Here is a 21,788-nt window from a genome sequence, read left to right as displayed (position 1 = left end):
TGGCGCGTCCCCTTATGCGTCGAGCTGCATCAGCGGCATCGGCACGGCACCGACGGGGAGAGCCTGGAGGCGGGCGGCCAAGGCTTGGGGGCCGAGTGCGGTCAGGGCCCACAAGGCACTGAGGCGGCGGCCGGAGGACCAGATGCCGGTGGTCGGCGGCCGGAACGGGACGACAGCGATGTTCTGGGCCGCGAACCGGGCAGGGTCGAGATAAGTCATGCCGCCGGTCCCGCACAGATAGGTGCGGGCGCCGGTCGCGACGGCCAGGTCGGCCAGCCGGACTGACCGGCCCGGCCGGGCCGGCAGCTGGCTGCTGGTGAGGACCTGGCCGCGCCATCCGAGCAGGTCCAGCAGGACGTGGGTGGACATCTGGGCTACGGCCGCGGTCCGTCCGATGGAAAAGGCGTCGAGCACGGGGTCCAGGGCCTTCGCTAGGGCGGGCCAGTAGGGGCTGGTGGCAAAGTGCTGCCGCAGCATCCCGGCGGTCCGTCGGCGAGCGAGGCCGGGGTCGTCGATCACGGCGTCCCGGATGAGGGTGGACCGTCCGCCGGGGAGGTGGGTGGGGATGGTGAGCCACTGCTGACGGGCCGCGTCGTCAAGGTCAGCGAGGCGGGCTCGGTGCTGGTAGTCGCGGCGGGCGAACTGCACGTCGTCCAGGACGATCCAATAGTCCGCCGCGAAGAGCTTGGCCAGCGTTGTCAGCCGGGGCAGGAAGTTCGGCTGGTGAACGGCACACAGCCCGCCCGGCTCGGGCAGGTCACGAGGCGATGAGTCGGCTGGTGAAGCCGGCGCGGATGAGGGATTCGTACGCGGCATGCACGTCCTCCGGGACCTGTTGCTCGATGGCGAATCCGAGCTTCGGATACTCGATGACCCGCTGGAGGTCGCCGACGAGCATGTCCAGGACGAGCTTCTCGTCGCCGATGGACTTCAGATAGTCGTCGAACTCCAGCGGCTCCGACGCGCAGAGGATCTCGACGTCGGGCCACAGCTTGCGGGCGGTCGCGAACGATCGCCGCTCCATGTAGGGCTTGGAGACCAGCAGCACTGTCGTGGGGTGGATGCCTGCGGCGGCGAGGACCTCGCGGGAGAGCGTGATGTTCTGCCCGGTGTTGGACGCGTTGGGCTCCAGCAGGATTGCCTCAGCGGGGACGCCGAGGTCGATGGCGTGCTCGCGGAAGTGGACAGCCTCCCCACGCGGGAAGCGGGCCTTGGTGGTGGGGCTGTTGCCGCCGGTGAACACCAGGGTCGGGAAGAGCCCGGAGCGATACAGCTCGGCGGCATGGGTCGCGACGCCAAGATCGTGGCTGCCCAGCCCGATCGCCACGTTGACGGGCCGCAGCTCGTGGCTCATCTGGTGGTAGTCCCAGATCAGCTTGGCCTGGTGCCACTGGTCCTCGGTGATGGCCTGCTGGTCGTTGCGCACGCGTTTCTCCCTGGTCACCGTTGCCGGGGGCCGGTCAGCCCCTCGCTCATGGCCTTGATGCCCTCGATACTGCGCAGTTGGTGCACGAGTCCGTACTGCGCGGCCACTTTGGCGGCCTGGTCGAGGACGCGGTGTCCATCATCCCGGGTCGCCGTGTCGGAGAGCAGGATGTGGCCATGAGCGGTGTCCAGTCGCACGCGTTGCATCGGTGATTCGGTCGTCCCGCTGCTGCGGGCGATGTCGATGAAGTGCAGAGCCTGGGTGAGGTCGCCGGCGCCGCGGCGGGCGAGGGCGAGCTTTTGGTGGGCCACCGACCAGTCGTCCGGTTCGGTCAGATCTTCGAAGTCGCGGGTCGCGGCCTGCATGACGCGGGTCGCATAGTCGTGATTGCCGTCCTTGCTCAGCGCGGTCCCCACCCACAGGCGGGCTCTTGCCCGGTCGCGACGGGAGAGCCGGTCGTCGACGGCTAGGGACTCGTAGTCGCGGGCGGCGATCTCCAATTTACCGGACATCTCGGTGACGACCGCGAGGGAGAGGTCAAGCTGGGCGACGCGGCGGGGGATGTCGAGCTGGGTGAACACGGATCGGGCGCCGGCATAGGAGTGCTGGGCGGACAGCGGGCCGAGGACGACCCCCTGGTCGCGCTTGAGGTCGCCGAGCAGGGCGGTCGAGCGGGCGAAGAGATACAGACCCTTCTCGTCCAGCTCGGGAGCCTTGAACCGGCCGAGCCACCGAGTAAGGAGGGTGGCGGCGAAGGCGAAGTTCTGCCGGGACAAGGCAACCACGACGCGGTCGAGGTCATCGGCCCAGGACTCGTACTCCCAGGCTCTGGGGCCGGAGGTGGTGACGCGGCGCCGTCCGGCGTTCTGCACCGGGCTGGTCATCTCGGACAGGAGCGTATCGAAGCGCAGGTGGACGGCGGCGTCCGCGCGGCCCAGCGCCGTGTCGAGGATGGCCTGCGTGTCGGGTCTGGGCTCGGTGTCGGTGAGCTTGGACTCCCATTTGGACACGGTCGCAACCGCCAGGCCGAGTTGCTGGGCGAAGGCCCGCACGCTCAGTCGCAGGGCGAGCCGCAGGGCCTTGGCCTCCAGGCCAGTCCAGTGGTGCACGGTCGCCACGCGTCACTCCCTTCCACACATCATCGAAGCACGGTGAGTGCAGTCGGCGGGACGGAAGTGGAACGGAAGTAGAACGGCCGGTGATTGGCCGCGAGTTGACCGAACGCCACGCTCAAGGCGTCACCACTTGTCGAGCCTTTGGACGGTCCTGAGCATGGAACCCCTCACGGAGCATCGCCCGGTCAGCGGCCCGGCCGTGTACGGCTTTCTGCGGCTGGTGCGGGTCTCCCGAGCACGGCAGGGCGCGCTGGTCGCCTCGCTCGCCGAGTACTGCCGCAGCCACGAACTGCAGCTGTCCGGCGTCTTCACCGACCGCGACACAAGCTCCGGTCCGGGGTCGGCGGCGTTCACCGGTCTCCTTGACGTGCTCGCGCTGCCGGACGTCTATGGCGTGATCGCCCCGGCCATGTCGCACCTGGGGCCGAAGGCCATAGCCGCTGAACGCAAGCGGCGGATCGAGGCGGCCGGCTCGCGGCTGTTGCTGGTCCGCAAGCCCCGCTCCGCCCACCACTCCGTCTCCCGCAGCGGCCCCGTCCGCAGCCGCCACCCCGGTGCCACCCGCATCCTGGACGCCGAGTCATGAGGACCGTGATGCCCCAGACGACCCAGCGATTCTTCGAGGCCCGGCCCGAGTCGGTCGGCCAGGCACGGTCCTTCGCCTCCGAGACACTGACCGACTGGGGCCTGCTCGACCGCGCCGAGGACATCCGGCTCTGCATCTCCGAACTCGTCACCAACGCGCTGGTCCACGGCACTACCTCCGACCGCGGTTTCCTGGTCAAGCTCGACGTCGACGAGGACGTCGTACGCCTCGAAGTGCACGACAGCCGCCGCCAGGACCCCCAGGCCCGCCAGGCCGCCGCCACCGACACCTCCGGACGCGGACTCGTCCTGGTGAACGCGCTCGCGGACGGCTGGGGAGTCCAGGACCGCAACCCGATCGGGAAAATCGTCTGGTCCTGCTTCAAGGCTGCGGGAGGAACGACCCCATGAGCGTCACGCTCACCCCGCCCTGCCCCGAGCTGCGGCTTCTGGCGTCACTCGCCGCTTGGACCTGGCCCGGCAGCCGCCTGGACAGCCGCGAGATCGCGCACGTCCTCATCACTCACACTCCGGCCCTGACCACCCGGACGCCGCCGAGACGGACGAGGCCCGGATGCGGCGACTGTCCGCCGTGCTCGGTGGCCTGGCCGGCGCCGTGCGTCCCCGCTTCATCCTGCGCTTCAACGCTCCGGCGAGATAGCACCGTTCGGGTCCTCCACAGCCGTCAGCCGCGCGTCCCTGGGGACAACAACGACCTCGCTACCGCTGAACAATCGCCAGTCGAGAGGTGCCCCAGCGGCTTTCCGCGCCCGCCGGTACGTCAGGGCCCAGCCCATGTCTCGCTCGGTCTTCCCGTCCGGTCCCATCCGGGTACGCCACCATAGCCAGCCGATCCAGGACTCCCGCTCCTTAAGGAGCGGTGCCGCGAAGGCATAGGCGGTGGTCGTCATCTGCGCCAACGCGCCGGCGAGTTGCTGCATCTCGCCCAACGTCACCAAGTCCTGCCTGATCGAAGCCCGCGCCGCACGTACGGCTCCGCGTACGGCGCCGGCGATGAACAAGGCGACGATGAGCCCGAGCAGGACCCAGCCCACGATCATCGTGAAGCCCGGATGGCTGCGCGGCTCGCTTCGATCGTATCCGCCAGTGTGGTGTGGACTTGAAGCTCCGGGCGGGCGAGGGCGAGCTGCGTCACCACATTCGTGCGGCGTAGGTATCCGGGATCGGTTCCGACGACAAAAGCGCCGCCCTCGCCGACGAGCGCCCCCAGTTCGTACAGAGCGATCGGCTGGTGGCTGGTGGACGACTCCGGGAACCAGAACACGACAAGATGGGCGCGGCGCAAATGCCTGTACTCCCAACCGACCTGCGCCACCTCCGCGTTCGGGTCATGCAGCGGGAAGTTGCTGCGTCGCGGGTTGAACACCGTGACATCGAGGTCGTCGAGCGCGGCTGTCGCGGCTTTCTGCCAGTCGGGGCAATCAGAGATGCCCCCGGCGAGAAACAGGCAGAAGCCGGAACCTGCGAACTCCTCGGGCGCTTCGACGTAACGCATCAGGCCGCTCCCCGCCCGGTGGTGACGTCGTAGCCGCAGAACTCAACGAGGGCGGGGTACAGCCGGCGCAACGCTTGCTCGGCACGCTCGGAGGCTGCCTTGGCCTCGTCGACTCGGGACCATGCCCGCATGGCCGGGCCGTTGATGTAACGCATGCCGGTATCGCGGGGCATGCCCCTGGGTGCAGAGGAGTGCTCATCGCAGTGCCGGATCCAGGCCGGGCGCATCTCTGCGAGCACCCTCACCTCTCGCGCTGCCTCAATCAGCGGGGCGATGTACGGCGCGTTCGGCTCGACGATGCCATGCCCCAGCGCGTCGAGGGAGTCGATGAGCGGGCCGCTGTCGACCAAGACCTCCGCGACGTGGTACGAGGAATCCGGGTCGCTCGCCTCGGCCTTGCGGAGGAACGGCGTGCGGGTAGCGACGTCCCACATCACAGAACACGCCAGTGTCCGCTCCCTGGCCCTCTTCTCCCTCGTGGTCCCTCGAGCCTTTATGCCGAGCCAGTCACGCATGTGTCCCCCTCCTTCGTCCTGCTCCGAAGACCACGGTGACGCGGATACGTGCGCTTCTGGGAGATCCCCACACCCGCCCCTCCGATCGCCAGCACTCGACGGCACGCTACCCCGCTCGCATCGGCGACTCACCCACTTCTCGGGCCTGCGAATTCCGCGTACACGACATGCTGTGGGCAGGCACGATGGATCTATGTCAGCCGCCGATCGCGCACCCGACGCTCACTTGGACCCGTACGCTCTCGACGTCGAACTGAGCCTCCTGTTCAGCTCCGCTGCTCCTCCTGGATGGCGCAGCGCCGTCGAGGAGGCCGCTCATCTGCTGAGCGATCGGTACAGCAGCGGCTGGGCGGAGCTGCACACCCTGGCCTTCTTGCTCTTTTCCCGCACATTCTCGGGTGACCGCACACCTCGGAATGTTCCGGTTGAGGAGCTGGTCCAGGCGCTTGACGACCCGTCCGCCGGCGAAAATCCCGTCACCGAGGAGATCCGGCAAGCCCTGGAGGCCACGGGCCAGGAATACGACACTTGCCTGCCGAACGAGGAACCGCCGCTTCGACTGATCTTCGGCCCGGTTTCGGACCGGTACGGCGGGCCCATCCCCTGGTCCGATGAGTGGGATCCCGTACCTCCGGGCCCGTCACCGTTGGACCGCGCCGCCAAGCGGCTCGTCGGCTACCTGAGCACGTACGAGGCCAGCCACCGGGACCGCCCCGCGAGCGTTCCCGACGTTGGCGATGGACCTTTGCACGTCGAGTCCGACGGGATCGTCATGGCCTCACGGAGCAGTCTCGTTCCCCCGAGTTGCAGTGGAGGCTGCGCCGCCTCGCGTCCGCGACGTCTCACCGTCGACGGCCCCCTGGTCACGCTCAACTGCGAGGGATGCGACACGCGACGGAGGTGGAAGCAGCTCGATCCCGCGCAGGTACGCGTTGCCCTGGCCCGGACTCTCGGGGTGGCGCCGTCCGTACAGGGGTCGTACAGCATTCCCGGGGAGCTGTACGTCCCGCTCGCCGACATGTCTCGCGGAGCTGACCCGTACCAATACAACTGGCTCCTCTCCGGCCGCGGCAGGAAGAGGCTCGGGTCGACCGGCCGCAAGGAGTCCTGAAAACGCCGTCGGCGCATCCGGCCCCGGGCCCTGGTCTTCGGCGAGTTCCGTTCACCGGGTGCGAGGCAAGTCCCGGCTGCAAGCGGGCTTTGCCCCTCCCGGGCGAACTGTTCAGTGACCCAGCGGGATCTCCGCCACCGGTTCCCACGTCATGCGCCACCGGCCGAGTTCGTCGTCGAAGGTCCACGCCACGTCGAGGAGGTGTACGCGGTCGACGAGGAGCGTGGCGCGGCGCGGGACCACCTTGTTGCGCAGCTCGCTGTTGAGCGGGTCGGACGAAGCCGTGCCGTAGCTGTAGCCGAGTGAGATGTGCGGGCGCCCGCCGGAGTGATGGAGCGCCTCGTCACCGCGGGCTTTCCGGATCGCTGACCGGGTCCGCTCGATGAGGGCAACAGTGTCCGCCTCCGGCCAGACGTCCAGGACGGCACCCGCCACATTGCCGATGGGAGGACCGGCCTCTGTCGTGAACGCGGGCACGTCCGACAGCTCCGCGCGCAAGGCGTCCCCGACTTCAGTCAGGGCCGCCTCGTCGTACTCGGCGGACGGCGCATCGGCGAGCATCTCGCACGTGAGGTGCAGGAGGCCGGCGTCGCTGGGGTCACTGCCACACTGCGGATCGATCGGGTAGCCACCCAGGATCGGCCGGCACGTCTCAGCAAGGCCAAGCAGCTCGTCATCCACTCCAGGCCGAGGCAGCACGTATACGTGAAGGGCTCGCATTCCGCTCGCCCACGGGCTCCCCCGAAACTTCGGCACGAACGGTTCCACGCGTTCCTCCCCGCTACAACGGACGCCGCTTCGGCATCCCGTGACCATCGTGACCGTCTGCACCAGGTCAGGGTGCCGCTTTCCCAGATCTCCCTCAACTGCCGCTGGACGACAGGCCACTGCGTCCGGGAGGACGTGCCCGCCAGCCACCTGTGCCGCTGCCGGTCAGAATCGGATGCGCTCGCGATAGAACGGAGCCAGGACGTGGCGCAGGCCGTTCTCTCCCGCGTGACCGGCACGCAGCGAACTGTCGTCAAGGTCCCCGTAGGCGGGCTCCTCGTGTACGTAGTCCAGTGCGCGCCAGCGCACCGCGACGGGATCATCGGCATCGTCCAACGCGTGGCCCAGCGCCACGAGTCGAGTTCGGATCTGCTCCTGCGTGCGCAGCCTCCCGGCGCCGGTCGCCGAGTCAGCCAACTCGTCCAGATCCTGAACCGTGATGTCGGCCGGGGCCACGGAGCGTTCACGGGCAAGCAGGTAGAGGCTCACCACCAAAGCCCCCGCAGCCTCGACGTAGTCGGAGCCGACGTCCAGGGTGGACCAGGGCGGAGTGAACTTCTCGTCCCCGAACACGGGGGCCAGGACGGTGCGCGTCTGCCGCCACGCCTCGGCCCACAGGGGGTTGCCCTCCCGCTCCGCTTGCGTCACCAGCTCGTCCAGGCGGGCGCCGACTGTCAGGACTGCGGAGCGGCCCAAGGGGAGTTCCGCGAGGTGGTCCCACCGGTAGTACCCGACGTCGAGGTCCTGGTGCATGTAGACGGCGTGCACGCTGCTGACGCTGATGTCCACACGGTCCGGCCGGATCGAGCGAAGGCGACGGTTGAAGTCGGCGTCATGGACGTCACCGGTGCGGTAGTACGCGAGTGTGGAGTGCGGCCACGGACGGTCCGGAGCCGTCCGCAGGGTGATGCCGTCCACGCTGGAGACTGCCTCGCGGACTTGGGTGCTCACGCGCGCGAGCGACGTCTCCGGGTACATCGCGACGGTCACAGCACTGGGGCCGGGCCACACCGGGCCCATCTGGACGTCCGCACGTGCGCTGTCCCTGGCCACCTTGTTGCGGACCCGCTCAACCGCGCGCTCCACCTGGTCCCGAGTCAGGCTGTGGTGGATACCCAGTACCGTCCAGTGCAGCCACTCGGCAGGCACGGTCCCTACCTGGTCTCCGTACTCGGCGAGCAGTTCATGGTGCGCCTGCGTGTACTCCACGTACGCCGGGTCATCCAGCTTGGCCACGAAGTGCAGATACGGGCCCTGCGCCCATGTCCTCTTCGGAGAGAAGAAGCTCTCCACGCCCCCGCCTTCCCTTGTCGGGATATGCATTGCGACATCGGCACGCTACCCAACGGTGCGGAGTGCCGCACAAGCTAACTGAGATGCGGCCAAGTTGTGCAGCAATCGTGCGCTGGAGCCTTCGTCGCACCTCTACGATCGTCACATGACCAAGGCTGCCCACCAGTTGCCCGCCGACCCTGCCCAACTGCACCTGGCCTACGCCTTCGGCCACGGCCTGCGCGACGGCGGGCATGAGCGGTGCATCGAGCGGTGGGAGGTCGCAGTCCGGCATGGCTTCGAGGTCCACGACGATGCGCGGTGCCCGACGCTGACCGGGCCGACGGGCGCAGATGACTGCCTGGGCGAGTGCCCGGCCTTCTGCAAGGACGGTGTGCAGGTCGGCAGCATGGTCTTCTACCGGATCCACCTGCAGGAAGGCATGAACCCTTTCTGGGCGATGGAGGAGGAATCGCAGGACCTGTACGAGATCGCCGAGGTACTGATCGATTCCGAGACCGGTCGCTTCGTCGACGATCTGGACGAAGGGCTCTGCGGCCTCGGCTCCGATCTACTGGTCATGGACCAAGTGGTCTTGTACGAGCCCTGGCGCGGATTCGGGCTCGGGCAGGTCCTCGCCGCGGAGGCCATCAAACGGCTGGCGCCGGGAGCGCAAGTGGTCGCCTGTTCGCCTGGGATCTCCGACCCGCAGCACATGGCAGAGTCGAACGACGCCGAGTGGGAGCGGGTGACAGCCAAGATTGCGGCCGGGTGGCAGCGTGTGGGCTTCCAAGAATTCAGGGACGGTGTTTATGTGATCGACACCGGGACGGTTGCGGGGGACAACGCCCTCAGCGAGCTCTGGCAGGAATTCGACGCGCTGACCACGGCCTGGAGGAAGCTACTGGCAACCGGACAGTGAACTGCTCGCCCGACCGAGGCCGGGCCCGTGCGCGAGGCGTACGGTCGCGCTTTGACCTCCGAGCGTGCAGTACCAACCAGACGACGGTCTTCGAGCGCCGGGCATGCGTGCAATGCCACGCTGGAAGCATCACGTCCCAGGGCATCCTGCGCAACGGCAGCTCGTTCGTTGAGCTCACGCTGCCCGACACCGACCCGCAGCCGAGGCGCGACCTGGAGTGGAGCAAGCAGTTCCAGTACAACCTCTTCCTCCACAGTGCCCTGCTCTACTCGTCCCCTCAGCTGAAGATCCGGGAGTCCCGGCGAGCTGGTGACGGGGCACTGACCCCCAATGGATCGCCTTGACCCGCCTGCCGGCCTTCGCGCACCTGTGCCTCGACACCAGCCGGATGCACCTCCAAGCCACCGTCGGCGTTCAATACCAGGCGGCGGCCTGAGCCCTCTCAGCCCGGTGCCCACCGCCTCGCTGTCGTACACCGCTTCCCCAACGTGCGAGTCCAGATCACCCGTGTCTCTGCTGCCGAGGTCTGAGGTGCGGGTCGCCACGACAACCTGCACGTGCCACGCAAGCTGCCGTTCTGAGAAACGTCTTGCGGTTGAACCACCCGAGCATGGCCCCTTTGGGTGCTCACTCTGTCCGCCCGTCTACGGGACGCAGGCACCGTCACAACGGGAACTAGCAACTCACGGATCCCGGACATCGGCGGCAACGCTCCCTGTTCAGGAGTCGGTATAGCGCGCGACGAACGCCCTCTCGGCTTCGGTGAGGCGTCGAGGCCGGCCGGAGCCGAGGTCGTACGCAGCGATCATGGTCGTGCCCTCGGCGTACAACAGGTTGGCATCGCGGATCTCATAGGCCAGTTCGAAGGAAACCGCCCTGCTCTGCGTCACCCGGACGTGCACGTCGACCGGGGCTTCGCGATAGTGCAATGGGGAGCGGAAATCGATGGCGGCACGGCTCACGACGAACGCGTTCTGAAGGCCAGCCTCGCCAGCCGCCAGAACCTCCCGGAACATGCGTGTGCGCGCCTCCTCCATGTATCGGAGATACATGGAGTTGTTGATGTGCCCGTACGCGTCCGCGTCGGCCCAGCGCAGCGGGCAGGGGTAGGTGTACTTGTGCACGAGAGTGTTCCTTCTGCTGGTGGAGAGAGCGCGTCGGGCGTGGTGGTGGCCACGCCCGCCGCAGCGAATCCGGCGCATCGCCCTTGCGGAGTCTGGCGGGGGTTCGGTGGCGGTTTTGCCCTACGGGTTCGACCGATCACCATCGGGCGACGGCAGCTCCGCCCGGATTTCGTGGAGAAGGCTCAACCATGCATCCGCCTCAGTGAAGTAGCGGGCAATCGTCGTAGCAGCACCTTCTGGATCGGTCGGCAACGAAGCCCGGACTACGGCCCTCACCTCGGCTCGGATCTGGCCTTCAAGATCGTCCCAGGAAAGTCGCGCGAGCACCGTGAGAGGGGCGACCTCGGTCACTCCCCAGCGTTCGGGGGCCTCCTCAACTGCCCAGGTGACGCTGCGCTTTGAGGGCGAGAGAGCCAGTTGCGCATCGGGCCCCATCCGGCAGCTGATCGCGGGCAAGGGGATGCTGTCCTCGCCCGCCCGGGCCGCGGCCTCCTCCGGACTGCTGACCAGGATGCGAGCCCTACGGAGGTCTTCGTCACGCAGGCGGTCGGCTTGGGCCATCCGCCCCTGCGCCCGGTCAATCTCCTGCGCAGAGTTGTGCGTTTCGTCGGCCCAGGCATCGCGGACGCCGCCAAGTGCGTCGTGCGTGGCGTCCGGTTCCACTTCGACGCCTGCCTCGACCCACGTCATGACTACGAAACGGCAGTCGGGCATGATCGCCGGGTAGGCGACGTGGCTGACGATCTCGATCGTCCGGTAGTCGAGCGTCGGCACGGAAGCGAGGAAGACGTGTCCGTCGCGGTGCTCGACCAGGTCGGCATCGGACTCCCAGATACGCCGGATATCGGGGTTCTTCTTGACGTCCTCGATCAGCTCCAGGAGGTCGGCATCGTCGCCGTGGGTGGTCAGGGCGAAGCGCAACATCCTGACGAAGACCATGGCGTGCTTGTGCCAGTCGTGGTACGTGGCACGGCCCTCGGCGGTGGTGAGAGCCCAGCGGATCAGGTTGGCCCGCGGCTCCATCACCCATGGCCACAGCTCCGCCATGGCTTGGTTGTAGGCCAGGATGTTCCAGTTTCTGTCGCTCAGGTACGTGGGGCTGGGCATCTGCTTGTCGATCAGGAGCCGCAGTGCGGCGGCGACCTCGGGTTGCCCTTCCGCCGGCGCAGCCCGGAGGTAGGTGCCCACGTTGGAGAGCAGGAGTGCGTGGCGCTCGCCGGAGTCGAGCTTCAGCAGCTCGGCCAGCGCGTCACACTGCTCCTGAGAGAACCGTGGTGTCGCACCGTTTTCGATGTCGCGGTAGGTGCGCACACTGATGCCCAGGGCACGGGCTGCCTTGGCCTGGATGACGCGAGCGTCCTTCCGCCAGCGCTTGAGCATCGCGCCGAACCCCATGAAGTGGCCGGCGAGCTGACCTACAACTTCCTCGGAGGAGATCTCCGCTTCCGCATCACCCACGCGGTCGGGAACCGCTTCCGCATCACCGGTGCCGTCGGGAACCGCTTCCGCATCACCGGTGCCGTCGGAATCCGGTTCCTTCGCGGCCATGAGACTCTCCCTCTTTGCTCGAACGGGGAGATACCCGTTTCCGGGCATGAAAGAGGAGGTCAGCATGATCGCTGACCCCCCGCCTTGCCGTTTCCCCACTAACGACGATACGCAACATTTAGACGATCTTGACCAGTTGTGGCGCGGGCCACAAACCGCCAGGCGATCTTGTTCCGTCCAGGATCCGCGCCCCGGATCAACAAAGGGCATTCACCGCCGAATGGGACATCCCAACCAACGATTCATGATCAATCTGCAAAAGCGGCAAATGTTTGCCGCTTTTCGCTCTCCCTCGAATCGACCGGTCCAGGCCGACCTCGAAGGGCCTTCCGGCGGATCTCCGGATCACCCCATTCCACTTACATGGCAAGCGACTTGCGAATCCATGACCGAACAGACGAGCGTCTGCCACCTGGGTCACCTATGGGCGCAAAATCGGGCAAACGATAACCGTTGACTCGCTCTCGGTGGTTTGGCTTGAATCCTTCTGTCAGCGGGTTCAACAAACCGTTGCGGGGCGCGGTGAAGGTCATCGCGAATCCCGTGCAGCGTGGGGACTCGTGTGCCCCGGACCTGGCTCCAGCCCGCTGATGGAGATGGCGGTGGAGTCGCGTCCCCGCCATAGCCGCAGGCGACCGCTTCGTGGCCTGCTCCCTGCGCCAGCACGACCGCTACGCATCACAGCACGACCAGCCTCACGCGCGTCACGCCCTTCGGGCGCAGCAGTGGGGCACGAGCAAGAGGAAGACCTATGTGGTGGCGAAACAGCGGCCCACTCGCCGAGTCGAGGTCGCCTCTCCTGAAGGTGCCCCGCCAGCGGGTTGCCGCAGCCGTAGATGAACGGGGGCTCCGCCCCCACCGCGCTCAGCGCCTCAGAGTCGGCGATCGTGATCTGCAGCGTCGCCTTCGGCACCAGCTGCGTGCCCTGGACGTCCAGCCGCCGCTGGATGTGACGGCGCTGTGCCGTGCGCTGTCCGCGAAGCGGGGGCGACACATCGAGCTGCGCCCCTACCCGATGCCGATGCCCGGCCCGCTGGGTTTGTGGGTTGACACCCCCGCCGCCGACCTCATCGTCTACCAGCAGCACACCACGCGGCTGCACCAGGACCACATCATCCTGCACGAGGTCGGGCACATCCTGGCCAACGACGACGAAGGCATAACGGAGGACCCCGACGATCCGGCAGAAGGATGGTGGGCCAGCATGCTCCCCGCCCTGAACGCCGCCAGCATCCGCCGGGTACGCAAGCGCTGCACCTACGACTCCGAAGAGGAATGCGAAGTGGAGCTGAGCGCGACAATCATCCTGCAGTGGTCCTCCGTGCTGAACCGCACTACTCCCGCCGTCGCACAGGACCCCGCGGTACGGCGGGTCAATTCCGCCCTCGGCGACACCCGAGGGTGGTTGTGATGGTGACCTTGGCCTTTTTCGCCGCACTCGCGGCGGCCATCGCCTGGAAGGTCCGCCAGGTAGTCCGGGATCCTCGCAATGCGCCGCTGCGCTCGGTCACCCTGTGCCTGGTCTGTGCCGCTGCGTCGTACCCCCTGGCCATGCCGGGCGGTGCTTCCGGAGTTGACGCTGTCGCCGGACACGGTGCGGCCAAACTGCTGCAGAATGTCCTGCTGTTGGCGACGCTCTTCTTCCTGATGTGCTTCTACCTGCACTCTGCCGCCGACGAGGAGACCGGCCGAGGCCGCGCCCGCCGGGAGGCAGCCGGTCTGGTGCTGGTGGTCGCCGCGTTGGTGGCCATCGTCGCGAGCGGCCCTCACGAGGTACTGGTCGGCAGCTTCTCCACCGCGGACATGACCATTCCCCAGGTAGCCGGCTTCTACCTGCTGGCGGGCCTGTACATGATGTACGCGCTCGGAGCGGCCTTCTGGTGGACCCGCCGCTACGCACGGCTCTCCCTCCGGCCGCACTCCACCGGCCTGTGGACAACCGCCGTCGGGCTGGCCTCCATGGCATGCGCCTGCGCGATCCGCGCTGTCTTCGTGATCCTCCGGAGCATGGGCGGCACGGTTCCCTCGGGCCTGAACGCCGCGGTGGCCGCACTTCTGGTGATGTCGATCATGTTGTTCGTCGTCGGCGTCAGTTACCCGATCGCGCGGGCCCGGATAACGGCAGTACGGATCTGGCACCGCCACCGCCGCATCCACCACCGTCTACAGCCCCTGTGGGAACTGCTGGCCGAGGCGTACCCGGACAGCGTGCTGCAGCCGACTGCGAAGTCTTGGCGGGAGATGTGGAACGCCCGGAGCGTGCACCGCCGCTACCACCGCCGCGTGGTGGAGTGTCGCGACGGCCTGGTGCAGGTCAGCCCGTACCTGCCGGCCCTGCCCGGCCAGAGCGCCCGTGACGCGGCCCTGGACAGCGCGCCGCCCGAGGTGCTGGCCCAGAGCCTGCGTGACGTGCTCGCCGCTGGAGCACCCGGCACATCAGGCACAGTGGAACCAGTGGCTGCGGTTCCCCTGGCCTTGCCCTCGCAGCAGGGTCCGGATGCCGATGTCGAGCAGCTGGTGGCACTGGCGGATGCCCTGCGTGGCGCCACCCCTCGGAACATGTCGGCCATGACGGCCGCGAACCACGGTTAAGCACAAGGGAGTTACGCATGTTGATCTGCGCCGGACGAGTCCTGACCGGGGACCGTGGCCAGTATGTGACCGACGGAGCGGTCCTGATCAAAGACGGCCTGATCGCAGCCGTCGGCAGCCGGGACGAGGTCGAGGCTCTCGCGTCGGCGGACGAGCCACGCCTTTTCTACCCCGTCGGCACGCTGATGCCCGGACTGATCGACGCGCACGTGCACCTTGCGTTCGACGGAGGCGCCGACCCCGTCACCACCCTGGAGCAGCAGGACGACGAGGCGCTGCTGGCAGGGATGCGGGCTCGAGCCGAGCAGATGGTGCGGATCGGTGTGACCACCGCCCGCGACCTGGGTGACCGCGGTCACCTCGCGGTGCGCCTGGGCCAGGAGATCGAGCAGGGCGCCGTACCGGGGCCACGCATCGTCTCCGCGGGTGTACCCGTCACTCCTCCCGGCGGGCACTGCTGGTTCCTGGGAGGCGAGGTCTCCGGCGAGCAGGAGATCCGCGAGCTGGTCCAGCGCAATGCCGAAGCCGGCGCTCAGGTCATCAAGGTCATGGAGACCGGCGGGGGCCTCACCAAGGGCGGCGCCAAGAGCCACGAGACCCAGTTCGCCCCCGCCGACCTCGCCGCGCTCGTCAATGCGGCCCGCGCCGCCGGACTGCCCGTCGCCGCGCACGCGCACGGCGTCGACGGGATCACGGCGGCCGTCGGGGCCGGGGTCGACACCATCGAGCACTGCACCTGGATGACCGAGGACGGCATCGAGGTTCGCGACGACATCCTGGAAAAGATCGTCGCCAAGGGCATCCACGTGTGCCCGGCTGTGAGCCCGCATTGGAAGATGCTGCCGCGCTTCTTCGGCCAGGAGCGGGCTCAGGCCATGTTCGACGCGGTACGGCAGATGGCCGAGGCCGGCGTGCGCCTGATCGCGGGCACCGATGCGGGTGTGCAGCGCGCGGGCCACGACGGGCTGATCGCCGCGCTGGAGTTCTACGAGCACCTGGGCATGTCCAACGACCGCATCCTGGAGATGGCCACCAGCGAGGCGGCGCTCGCACTGGGCGTGGCCGACCAGACGGGGCAGATCAAGGTCGGCTATAGCGCCGACATCCTCGTCGTGGACGGCGACCCGCTGACCGACCTCACCGCCCTGGAGGACGTCCGGGCCGTCTTCGCCCGCGGCGTCCGCAGCTACCGCCCCGGCCAGGCATAGACAGTCACACGCTGCGTTCGCACCGGAAGCGAGGACTACTGCTTGGGGCCGTCGGCCCCAGGCAGGTCTCGCTGCTGCAGCTCGGCGGCAGCCTTGTTGATGAAGGCGAGGAGGTCGGCACTGAGCCCTTCCTCGCCCAGACCGCGCGCCGCCACCTTGCCGACATTTCCCGAGGCCAGGAGCTGCAGTCCCTCGACGACTTGGCGCGCTGTGGCCTCGTGGGGCTGGAAGTACATCGGCGATACACCGAACACGGCCGCCAGCCCGTCCCGGAGCACGGGAGAAGCCGCGGTCTCAGCGCCGGTCCGCAGCGCGCAGATGCTGGCCTCCGTGGCGATGGGGGCCCCTGCATGCTCGTTGACCTGGCGAGCAAGGTCCTCGTCCGAAGGCCGCGCCTCCGGGCCCGCATAAGAGTGCGCAAGCAGATAGCTGATCTTCTCGGCCAACGACTTGGGGACCTCCGTGGCGGGTGGCGGAGCCTCCTGCCCGAATGATCGCTCCTGCGCCGCCAGCAGCGCCTCCACGCTCACCCCGTAGCCCCTGGCGAGCGGCGCGACGTACTGCTCGCTGAGCCGCCGGACGCCCTTCTCGGCGTTCGACACAGGGCCGGCGCTCTTCGTCCCGATCAGCTCCGGCACCTGCTTTAGGTAGACGCCCGCGTCGCAGCGCAGATCGGCAAGGTCCGGGAGCCCCGGGCGCGGAAATAGCTCGTCCAGGTCCCGGCCGACCGCAGCAGCGACTGCCGGCAATTTCTCGGCGTCCGGGGGCCACTGTCCGGTCTCCCAGCTGCCGACCGACGACGGCGATACGCCCAGCTCCTGGGCCACGTCGCCCTGCGTGCGATGCGCAGCGCGCCGCACGTCATAGAGGCGGCGACCGTCAAAGAGACGAGGCGGCATTCCACTCCCTGGTTGTTTCTACTGAAGAAATCGCAGGCCGTTGACCCATATCCCGATACTGGGATAGTTTCAGCCTAGCGAACGAGGGATGATCCGTACACCTCGTCGCCGACCTGAGCCCGTCCGGCCCCGGGAGTCTGCTCGTGCTGCCCTGCCCCTTTCCGCAAGCCGATACCGGCAGTCAGCGTGGACAGCCCGCCGAGACCGTCGCTTCCGAGCGTGAGCGACCAGCCGAGACCACCCGTCAGCCTCACGCGACTTGTGGAGTGTTCTTTAGCAAGGTCTGGATCTTGCCGCAGGGCCCCCATATGTTCGTCGTCCCCCGCCGGGCACCACGTCCGGCAGTCGACGACACGAGGAGCGAAGTGCAGAACGCCCGATCCAGCTAGGGCACACAGCCCCTGAAACAGCGGCGGCGTCCAAGGAGCGCTAACTCCCGGACGCCGAACGCCAAATGGTACTCCTGCCCCGGCAAGGGCGAGAGATTTACCCACCTTCACCGCACCGGACCTTTCCTACGGGCACCCCGGCGCGGGCTTCACTACGGAGGAGAGTCTTACATGTCGCCTGCCCTGCACAAAAGGCCGAAGCCCTCGGCCAGCGCGGCAGCCCCACTGGCCCACCCGGCCTACCGCTCATCGACCGACGGACCGCCGGCCACAATCGCGCCGCAGCCATGGGCTGACGCCCGCCTCAAGACGGCGGTGTCCCGATGAGCGGGCAGGCACGCAAGTGGGTGTGGGAGAGCAGTGCCAGCCGTGGCACAGCCCGCCTGGTCCTGCTCTCGCTCGCCGACCGGATCCCCGACGTGCAGTGCGTCGCCTACGCGTCCCTCACCGAGCTGATGGAGCGGACGAACGCCAGCCGCAACGCCGTGCGCACCTCGCTGGCTCTGCTGGAGGACGCCGGCGAGCTGGAGGTCCTCAACGGCTACGAGGGCCCGCAGCACAGCACGGTCTACCGGATGCCGCGCCCTGCTGCCTGGCTTGCCAAGGTCGCGGCTGCGCAGAAACCCGACCCCGAGCTGCGTGCCGAGGACGTCGCCCCTCTGACGGACACCGACCCCGCCCCCGCCCTGGAGGACCTGGACGAGGAGCGGCTGCGTAAGCACCGCATCTGGCGCAAGGCAGGGTCAGAAACCGGCCCCCGTCGTCAGGATCTGACCGGGTCAAAACCTGCACCCCCTCGTCAGAATCCGACCCCACTCCGGGTCAGAAACCGACCCCACTCCGGGTCAGAAACTGACCCCCAGAACTGTAGTAGTGAACCGAAGGTGAACCGTAGGTACAGCAGCAGTAGTGCTGCCGACCTCACCTCCGCCACCAACTGGCAGGTCGACGACGCGAGCCTGTCCTGGGCCCAGCAGCAGGGACACCTCGCACGCCTCGGCGAGCAGGGCCTGCAGGCCGCCGACGCGAAGTGGCGCCACTACCGCGCCGCCTGGAGCCCTCGCCCCGCCGCGGCCTGGGCTGCCGACTGGCAGTCCTGGATCGCCCGCGAGCACACCCCCACATCCCAGCGCCCGAACCTCTACGCCCTGCCCGGCGGAAGCACCGCGCCACAGGCCGGCATGACCAAAGCCGACCTGCACATGGCCGCACTGAAGGCCGCCCTCGACGAACCGACCGGAACGGAGTAACTACATTGGACCGCCGCGAAGTTGCTGCCGTACTCACCTACGTCGGCCGCCTGGACCCGCGACTCATCCGCACGGATGAAGGCGAGGCCCGATCCCAGCTCAACACATGGCATGAGCTGCTCGAAGACGTACCGATGGCCACCGGGCAGGGCTGGGACGTTCGCCAGACCTCCCGCAAGCGCATCGTGAGTTCGCCGTACCCGATCCTGCCTGCCGACGTGGCCCGCGAATGGCAGACGTACTACCGCGAGCGTCTGGCCCGGCACACCGACCCGACCCCGATGGCCGACCCGGATGACCCGGAAACCTGGCGGGCAGAGCTGCTGGCGCGGCGCGACGCTGTGGCTGCCGGGCATGCCGCCCCCTCGGAGCACCGCGAACTCACCGCCGGGCGACACCGGCCGGGCCTGAAGGACCAGCTGGCCGCCGTCGGCTCGTACATCCCGGCCGCCGTCCGCGCCGAGCTGGCTCCCTACCGCCCGGCCCGCGCCGCCCGCGAGGCCGCCATCGCCACCGGAGGCCCCGACGTCCTCGCCGTGCCGTGCGAGTGGTGTCACGCCGACACGGGCGAGCCCTGCCGCCGTCGGCGCATCTCCCTCGACGGCTCTGCGCGGGGCAACGCACCGCGCGCCACCGCCCACCCCGGCCGCATCGACCGCGCCCTGGCGGCGCAGGCCCAGGCGCCCGCCGCCTGACCGCAGCCCGCTTCTCCACAGAAACGTTCCGCCTTGCGTACGGCCCGCCGCCGTACCCCGAGCCCGCCACGAAGCGCCCCGCCGCACCCCAGCCACCACCGGTGCCGAGCGACCCGCGCCACCCGAGGCGACTTCCGGAGACTGCCTTGCGCCACATCACCACCAACGACACCCCGACCCCCATCCTCCGGGGCATCGCCGACCACAGCTGGCAGGAACGCGGGCTGTGCCATCGTCTGCCGGCCGAAGACATCGACGCGCTGTTCTTCCATGCGGCCCGTGACCGCGCGGCCATCGACGAAGCCAAGTCGATCTGTGGCCAGTGCCCGGTGAGGAAGGAGTGCTTCGACTACGCGCTGGAGAACGAGATCCGCCACGGCATGTGGGGCGGGCTCACCGAGGACGAGCGCCGCCCATGGCACGCCAAGGTCAACAAGCGCCTGGACTACAGCCGCGTGAAGGCCGCCTTCGAAGGGCGCGACATCCACCTCAGCGACGCCGAGCGAGACGCCGTCACCCGCCACGCCTATGTCCGCGGATGGAGCCCCGAGCGCCTCGCCCACACGCTGCGTCTCGACCTCGACTGGGCGCGCGACCTGATGCGCAACGCCGCACACGCCGTCGCCGACCGCGACCGCTACTGGGACCAGGCCGTGGAGATTGAGCCGACCGACGACGAGACCGCCGAGGGCGAGGACACCGCCGCGCCAGTGCAGGTGCCCCGTCAGGTGCAGACCGACTCCCTGATCGCCGCCCTCCGAAAGGCCGCATGACCCACATCGCCGCGACCCGCCACACACACCCTGCGGAACCGACCGTGGAAGCGCCCGGCCACCATGACCACTCGACCGTGCAACCACCGGCGCGGCGCATGAGTACGGGACAGCGCAACCTGATTGTCGCCGGTGCCGCCGTGGTCGCCATCGTCGCGATGATCGCGAGCGCCGATGCCCTCACCGCCCTCGGTCGAGCCGTCGGATGGAGCGAGACCATGGCCTGGGCGCTCCCCGTCAGCGTGGACGTGCTCGCCGTCGTCGCCGGACTCGCGTGGCTCTCTGCGAGCGCCGCCCAGAAAATGGGGCGCTGGCTGACGCTCGGCTCCGTGACGATGTCCGTGGTCCTCAACGCGGTCGGCCACTTGGTGTCGACGGGACACCTCAAGTCCAACTCCTTCCTGGTGATCCTGGTGTCGGCCGTGCCGCCAGTCGCAGCTGCCCTTGCTCTCCATCTCGGTGCCACGGTCAAATCCGACCGCAGCGATGCCACAGCCGACGCCTCTGCGGTAGCGAACCAGCCGGCGGAATCACGCCTCACGGACCACCACGCCACGGCTCCGGGTCGGCAGATCGATCCCGACTGGGACCAGGACGCGCACCCCGAGAACCGGTCCTCTCTCGTCCCGTCCTCGTCCCCAAGCGCGGTCCCGCAAGTCGGTCCCCGAGCCACCGCTCCGGTCGGGGACCGCGCCGTCGAGGTCGCGACAGAAATGGAGACGGGGACGGGGACCGAGCCCAACGGGGACCGCCCCCTCACGGTCCCCAACGACAACGGGGACCACGCTGACGAGCACGGGTCGCACCCATCCGACCAGGGCGAGGGGACGGCCGAGGAGGACAACATCACCGTCCCCGGAACCGAGGTCAGCACCGCCATTGCGAGCGGCAGCATCCACGAAGCCGCTGCACAGCGGGGGGCTGGCCCGTCCCCGGCAGCCGTCCCCAACGGCGACGAGGGCCGGGAGCACCCGGACACGGGAACGGGGACGGCGACCGAAGGGGACCGTCCCCACACCGTCCCCAACAACAACGGGGACCGCGAACACCCCGACACGGAAACGGGGACGGCGACCGAAGGGGACCGCCCCCACACCGTCCCCGTACGCCGGAAGCCGAAGCCCAAGACGAAGGCGCAGCGGAGCCGGCCGAGTGGCGGGAAGTCCAAGCGCCCTCGACGGAAGCAACTGAGCCTCGAAGAGACTGCCGAGCTGGTGCGCCCCCACATACCCGCACTGCTGAAGCGCGACGGAAACGCGGTCATCACCCGTCCCCAGCTGCGGGAGATCCTCCGCGCCCTGAACCTCGCGGGCGGCCGGAACGAGAACCTCACGCAGCTCCTGCAACTGCTGCGAGCCGAGGCAGGCACCACCACGACAAGGAGCACGGCCCGATGAAGACCTGCCACAGGTTCGCCACCATCAAGGACGAGTTCGAGCGAGACGCTCGCTTCCTGCGCGGCCACGCCGAGCGCCACCAGGGATCCGCGCCGGCGAAGACGAGTGCGAAGAACGCCGTCTCGGTGAAGTGGAACATGGCGCGGGCCCTGAACACGCACCTTGACCGATGCCCCGAGTGCGGCTGAAACCTGCAAAGAAGCAGGTCACGCGCCTGACTCCCCATCCATCTGGTGGCCCGGCCTCGGTCGGGCCACCGCTCCTGCCACGGAGGGACCGCCATTCCTGCCCACCACCCGCGCACGCACGTCCCGTCGACCGCCGAAGCGGGCGCCTGGGCGGACGTACTCGTGCACCACCAGCTGCTGCACGCAGCCGTACTGGCACCCACTGGCCAGTGGCTCGTCCAGCACCGCCCCGAATCGCCCGTCCGCCTCCTCGACGGCGCGACCGCCATGGTCGATCTGGCCGCCGAGATCCAGCACCGCATCCGCACCACGAGGAACCGCACCCGATGACGAACCCGAACAACCCCCAGCCCCACACCCCCGATGATGCCGACACCAACTCCGTCTCGCGGGAAGCAAGTTGTAGGTTCGCCGCGCTGAGGATCGTCTGCGTGGAGCGGTAGTTCTGCTCCAGCATGATCGTCGTCGCGTTCGTGTAGTCCTCTTCGAACTGCA

The 21,788-nt window shown here is 68.4% G+C and carries 25 protein-coding genes; 14 read left to right on the top strand and 11 right to left on the bottom strand.

Translation table 11 applies throughout. The features are described from left to right. Positions 1–12: 12 nt before the first annotated feature. Genes ABT004_RS11025 through ABT004_RS11015 form a run of 3 tightly spaced genes read right to left on the bottom strand, consistent with a single transcriptional unit; the run spans position 13 to position 2,544 of the window. Positions 13–816: a WbqC family protein gene (locus ABT004_RS11025; RefSeq protein ID WP_351334102.1), complete on the bottom strand. Its 804-nt coding sequence runs from the start codon at positions 814–816 to the stop codon at positions 13–15. Further along, on the bottom strand, positions 758–1,426 hold the full coding sequence (locus ABT004_RS11020) for a YdcF family protein (protein ID WP_351334100.1): 669 nt from the start codon (positions 1,424–1,426) through the stop codon (positions 758–760). The genes ABT004_RS11025 and ABT004_RS11020 overlap by 59 nt, the downstream gene beginning before the upstream one ends. A gap of 14 nt (positions 1,427–1,440) precedes the next feature. Then, entirely contained in the window at positions 1,441–2,544 is a 1,104-nt protein-coding gene (locus ABT004_RS11015; RefSeq protein ID WP_351334097.1) for a helix-turn-helix domain-containing protein, read from the bottom strand. 154 nt (positions 2,545–2,698) lie between these two features. Between ABT004_RS11015 and ABT004_RS11010 the strand changes: the two genes are divergently transcribed. Together ABT004_RS11010 and ABT004_RS11005 are read left to right on the top strand one after the other, a co-directional pair. Continuing rightward, positions 2,699–3,127 (top strand): hypothetical protein, encoded by a 429-nt coding sequence (locus ABT004_RS11010; protein WP_351334094.1) that lies wholly within the window; start codon positions 2,699–2,701, stop codon positions 3,125–3,127. 8 nt (positions 3,128–3,135) lie between these two features. Continuing rightward, positions 3,136–3,537 (top strand): ATP-binding protein, encoded by a 402-nt coding sequence (locus ABT004_RS11005; RefSeq protein WP_351334091.1) that lies wholly within the window; start codon positions 3,136–3,138, stop codon positions 3,535–3,537. A 230-nt stretch (positions 3,538–3,767) separates the two neighbouring features. Here the strand turns inward: ABT004_RS11005 and ABT004_RS11000 are convergent, their stop codons facing one another. Genes ABT004_RS11000 through ABT004_RS10990 form a run of 3 tightly spaced genes read right to left on the bottom strand, consistent with a single transcriptional unit; the run spans position 3,768 to position 5,157 of the window. After that, positions 3,768–4,181 (bottom strand): hypothetical protein, encoded by a 414-nt coding sequence (locus tag ABT004_RS11000; RefSeq protein WP_351334089.1) that lies wholly within the window; start codon positions 4,179–4,181, stop codon positions 3,768–3,770. A 2-nt stretch (positions 4,182–4,183) separates the two neighbouring features. Further along, positions 4,184–4,642, bottom strand: a complete 459-nt coding sequence (locus ABT004_RS10995) for a nucleoside 2-deoxyribosyltransferase domain-containing protein (protein WP_351334087.1) — start codon at positions 4,640–4,642, stop codon at positions 4,184–4,186. After that, on the bottom strand, positions 4,642–5,157 hold the full coding sequence (locus ABT004_RS10990; protein ID WP_351334084.1) for a hypothetical protein: 516 nt from the start codon (positions 5,155–5,157) through the stop codon (positions 4,642–4,644). Before ABT004_RS10990 ends, ABT004_RS10995 begins: the two co-directional genes overlap by 1 nt. A gap of 193 nt (positions 5,158–5,350) precedes the next feature. Here ABT004_RS10990 and ABT004_RS10985 point away from each other — a divergent pair, with 193 nt between their 5' ends. Then, on the top strand, positions 5,351–6,268 hold the full coding sequence (locus ABT004_RS10985) for a hypothetical protein (RefSeq protein WP_351334081.1): 918 nt from the start codon (positions 5,351–5,353) through the stop codon (positions 6,266–6,268). 111 nt (positions 6,269–6,379) lie between these two features. Here the strand turns inward: ABT004_RS10985 and ABT004_RS10980 are convergent, their stop codons facing one another. Both ABT004_RS10980 and ABT004_RS10975 read right to left on the bottom strand, forming a co-directional pair. Continuing rightward, positions 6,380–6,949 (bottom strand): 2'-5' RNA ligase family protein, encoded by a 570-nt coding sequence (locus tag ABT004_RS10980; RefSeq protein WP_351334078.1) that lies wholly within the window; start codon positions 6,947–6,949, stop codon positions 6,380–6,382. A gap of 252 nt (positions 6,950–7,201) precedes the next feature. Further along, the gene (locus tag ABT004_RS10975) at positions 7,202–8,329 is read right to left on the bottom strand and encodes a hypothetical protein (RefSeq protein ID WP_351334075.1); all 1,128 of its coding nucleotides are present in this window, start codon (positions 8,327–8,329) and stop codon (positions 7,202–7,204) included. A gap of 145 nt (positions 8,330–8,474) precedes the next feature. Between ABT004_RS10975 and ABT004_RS10970 the strand changes: the two genes are divergently transcribed. Both ABT004_RS10970 and ABT004_RS10965 read left to right on the top strand, forming a co-directional pair. Beyond that, a complete protein-coding gene (locus tag ABT004_RS10970; RefSeq protein ID WP_351334073.1) occupies positions 8,475–9,230 on the top strand; it encodes a hypothetical protein in 756 nt (251 codons plus the stop codon). 107 nt (positions 9,231–9,337) lie between these two features. Further along, positions 9,338–9,574 carry a hypothetical protein gene (locus tag ABT004_RS10965; protein WP_351334071.1) on the top strand — a complete coding sequence of 79 codons (237 nt, stop codon included), beginning with the start codon at positions 9,338–9,340 and terminating at the stop codon, positions 9,572–9,574. Between the two features lie 375 nt (positions 9,575–9,949). Here the strand turns inward: ABT004_RS10965 and ABT004_RS10960 are convergent, their stop codons facing one another. After that, positions 9,950–10,354, bottom strand: a complete 405-nt coding sequence (locus tag ABT004_RS10960) for an acyl-CoA thioesterase (RefSeq protein ID WP_351334068.1) — start codon at positions 10,352–10,354, stop codon at positions 9,950–9,952. A gap of 120 nt (positions 10,355–10,474) precedes the next feature. Then, positions 10,475–11,902: a helix-turn-helix transcriptional regulator gene (locus tag ABT004_RS10955; RefSeq protein WP_351334065.1), complete on the bottom strand. Its 1,428-nt coding sequence runs from the start codon at positions 11,900–11,902 to the stop codon at positions 10,475–10,477. Between the two features lie 1,021 nt (positions 11,903–12,923). On the opposite strand from ABT004_RS10955, the gene ABT004_RS10950 reads away from it, so the two are divergent. From ABT004_RS10950 to ABT004_RS10940, 3 genes are read left to right on the top strand one after another with little or no spacing between them, the layout of a single operon-like run. After that, positions 12,924–13,313: a hypothetical protein gene (locus ABT004_RS10950; protein WP_351334062.1), complete on the top strand. Its 390-nt coding sequence runs from the start codon at positions 12,924–12,926 to the stop codon at positions 13,311–13,313. Next, entirely contained in the window at positions 13,313–14,494 is a 1,182-nt protein-coding gene (locus tag ABT004_RS10945; protein ID WP_351334060.1) for an MAB_1171c family putative transporter, read from the top strand. Before ABT004_RS10950 ends, ABT004_RS10945 begins: the two co-directional genes overlap by 1 nt. 17 nt (positions 14,495–14,511) lie before the next feature. Beyond that, entirely contained in the window at positions 14,512–15,702 is a 1,191-nt protein-coding gene (locus ABT004_RS10940; protein ID WP_351334058.1) for an amidohydrolase family protein, read from the top strand. Between the two features lie 35 nt (positions 15,703–15,737). Here ABT004_RS10940 and ABT004_RS10935 read toward each other — a convergent pair whose 3' ends face one another. Continuing rightward, the gene (locus ABT004_RS10935; protein ID WP_351334055.1) at positions 15,738–16,601 is read right to left on the bottom strand and encodes a helix-turn-helix transcriptional regulator; all 864 of its coding nucleotides are present in this window, start codon (positions 16,599–16,601) and stop codon (positions 15,738–15,740) included. Between the two features lie 712 nt (positions 16,602–17,313). On the opposite strand from ABT004_RS10935, the gene ABT004_RS10930 reads away from it, so the two are divergent. The 6 genes from ABT004_RS10930 to ABT004_RS10905 all read left to right on the top strand — a co-directional run bounded on the left by ABT004_RS10930 (position 17,314) and on the right by ABT004_RS10905 (position 21,623). Next, the gene (locus tag ABT004_RS10930) at positions 17,314–18,240 is read left to right on the top strand and encodes a helix-turn-helix domain-containing protein (RefSeq protein WP_351334052.1); all 927 of its coding nucleotides are present in this window, start codon (positions 17,314–17,316) and stop codon (positions 18,238–18,240) included. Positions 18,241–18,245: 5 nt separating this feature from the next. Further along, entirely contained in the window at positions 18,246–18,935 is a 690-nt protein-coding gene (locus ABT004_RS10925) for a zinc finger domain-containing protein (protein WP_351334050.1), read from the top strand. Positions 18,936–19,081: 146 nt separating this feature from the next. After that, complete coding sequence (locus ABT004_RS10920; RefSeq protein WP_351334048.1) at positions 19,082–19,708, top strand: WhiB family transcriptional regulator; 627 nt, start codon at positions 19,082–19,084, stop codon at positions 19,706–19,708. Further along, the gene (locus tag ABT004_RS10915) at positions 19,705–21,105 is read left to right on the top strand and encodes a DUF2637 domain-containing protein (protein WP_351334045.1); all 1,401 of its coding nucleotides are present in this window, start codon (positions 19,705–19,707) and stop codon (positions 21,103–21,105) included. Before ABT004_RS10920 ends, ABT004_RS10915 begins: the two co-directional genes overlap by 4 nt. Next, a complete protein-coding gene (locus tag ABT004_RS10910) occupies positions 21,102–21,293 on the top strand; it encodes a hypothetical protein (protein WP_351334042.1) in 192 nt (63 codons plus the stop codon). The genes ABT004_RS10915 and ABT004_RS10910 overlap by 4 nt, the downstream gene beginning before the upstream one ends. Positions 21,294–21,335: 42 nt before the next feature. Next, a complete protein-coding gene (locus tag ABT004_RS10905; protein ID WP_351334269.1) occupies positions 21,336–21,623 on the top strand; it encodes a hypothetical protein in 288 nt (95 codons plus the stop codon). The last annotated feature ends 165 nt before the right edge of the window (positions 21,624–21,788 follow it).

Source organism: Streptomyces sp. NPDC002790, assembly GCF_040295505.1.
Taxonomy (GTDB): Bacteria; Actinomycetota; Actinomycetes; order Streptomycetales; family Streptomycetaceae; genus Streptomyces.
The sequence above is the reverse complement of the archived record's forward strand: the minus strand, read 5'-3'. Positions and strand labels throughout refer to the sequence as shown.

Coding starts and splice junctions, on each gene's coding strand:
- ABT004_RS10940 (WP_351334058.1), top strand. CDS start 14,512: ATGTTGATCTGCGCCGGACGAGTCCTGACCGGGGACCGTGGCCAGTAT.
- ABT004_RS10945 (WP_351334060.1), top strand. CDS start 13,313: ATGGTGACCTTGGCCTTTTTCGCCGCACTCGCGGCGGCCATCGCCTGG.
- ABT004_RS10985 (WP_351334081.1), top strand. CDS start 5,351: ATGTCAGCCGCCGATCGCGCACCCGACGCTCACTTGGACCCGTACGCT.
- ABT004_RS10955 (WP_351334065.1), bottom strand. CDS start 11,902: ATGGCCGCGAAGGAACCGGATTCCGACGGCACCGGTGATGCGGAAGCG.
- ABT004_RS10990 (WP_351334084.1), bottom strand. CDS start 5,157: ATGCGTGACTGGCTCGGCATAAAGGCTCGAGGGACCACGAGGGAGAAG.
- ABT004_RS10995 (WP_351334087.1), bottom strand. CDS start 4,642: ATGCGTTACGTCGAAGCGCCCGAGGAGTTCGCAGGTTCCGGCTTCTGC.
- ABT004_RS10910 (WP_351334042.1), top strand. CDS start 21,102: ATGAAGACCTGCCACAGGTTCGCCACCATCAAGGACGAGTTCGAGCGA.
- ABT004_RS11010 (WP_351334094.1), top strand. CDS start 2,699: ATGGAACCCCTCACGGAGCATCGCCCGGTCAGCGGCCCGGCCGTGTAC.
- ABT004_RS11005 (WP_351334091.1), top strand. CDS start 3,136: ATGCCCCAGACGACCCAGCGATTCTTCGAGGCCCGGCCCGAGTCGGTC.
- ABT004_RS10930 (WP_351334052.1), top strand. CDS start 17,314: ATGAGCGGGCAGGCACGCAAGTGGGTGTGGGAGAGCAGTGCCAGCCGT.
- ABT004_RS10935 (WP_351334055.1), bottom strand. CDS start 16,601: ATGCCGCCTCGTCTCTTTGACGGTCGCCGCCTCTATGACGTGCGGCGC.
- ABT004_RS11025 (WP_351334102.1), bottom strand. CDS start 816: ATGCCGCGTACGAATCCCTCATCCGCGCCGGCTTCACCAGCCGACTCA.
- ABT004_RS10915 (WP_351334045.1), top strand. CDS start 19,705: ATGACCCACATCGCCGCGACCCGCCACACACACCCTGCGGAACCGACC.
- ABT004_RS10950 (WP_351334062.1), top strand. CDS start 12,924: ATGCCCGGCCCGCTGGGTTTGTGGGTTGACACCCCCGCCGCCGACCTC.
- ABT004_RS10970 (WP_351334073.1), top strand. CDS start 8,475: ATGACCAAGGCTGCCCACCAGTTGCCCGCCGACCCTGCCCAACTGCAC.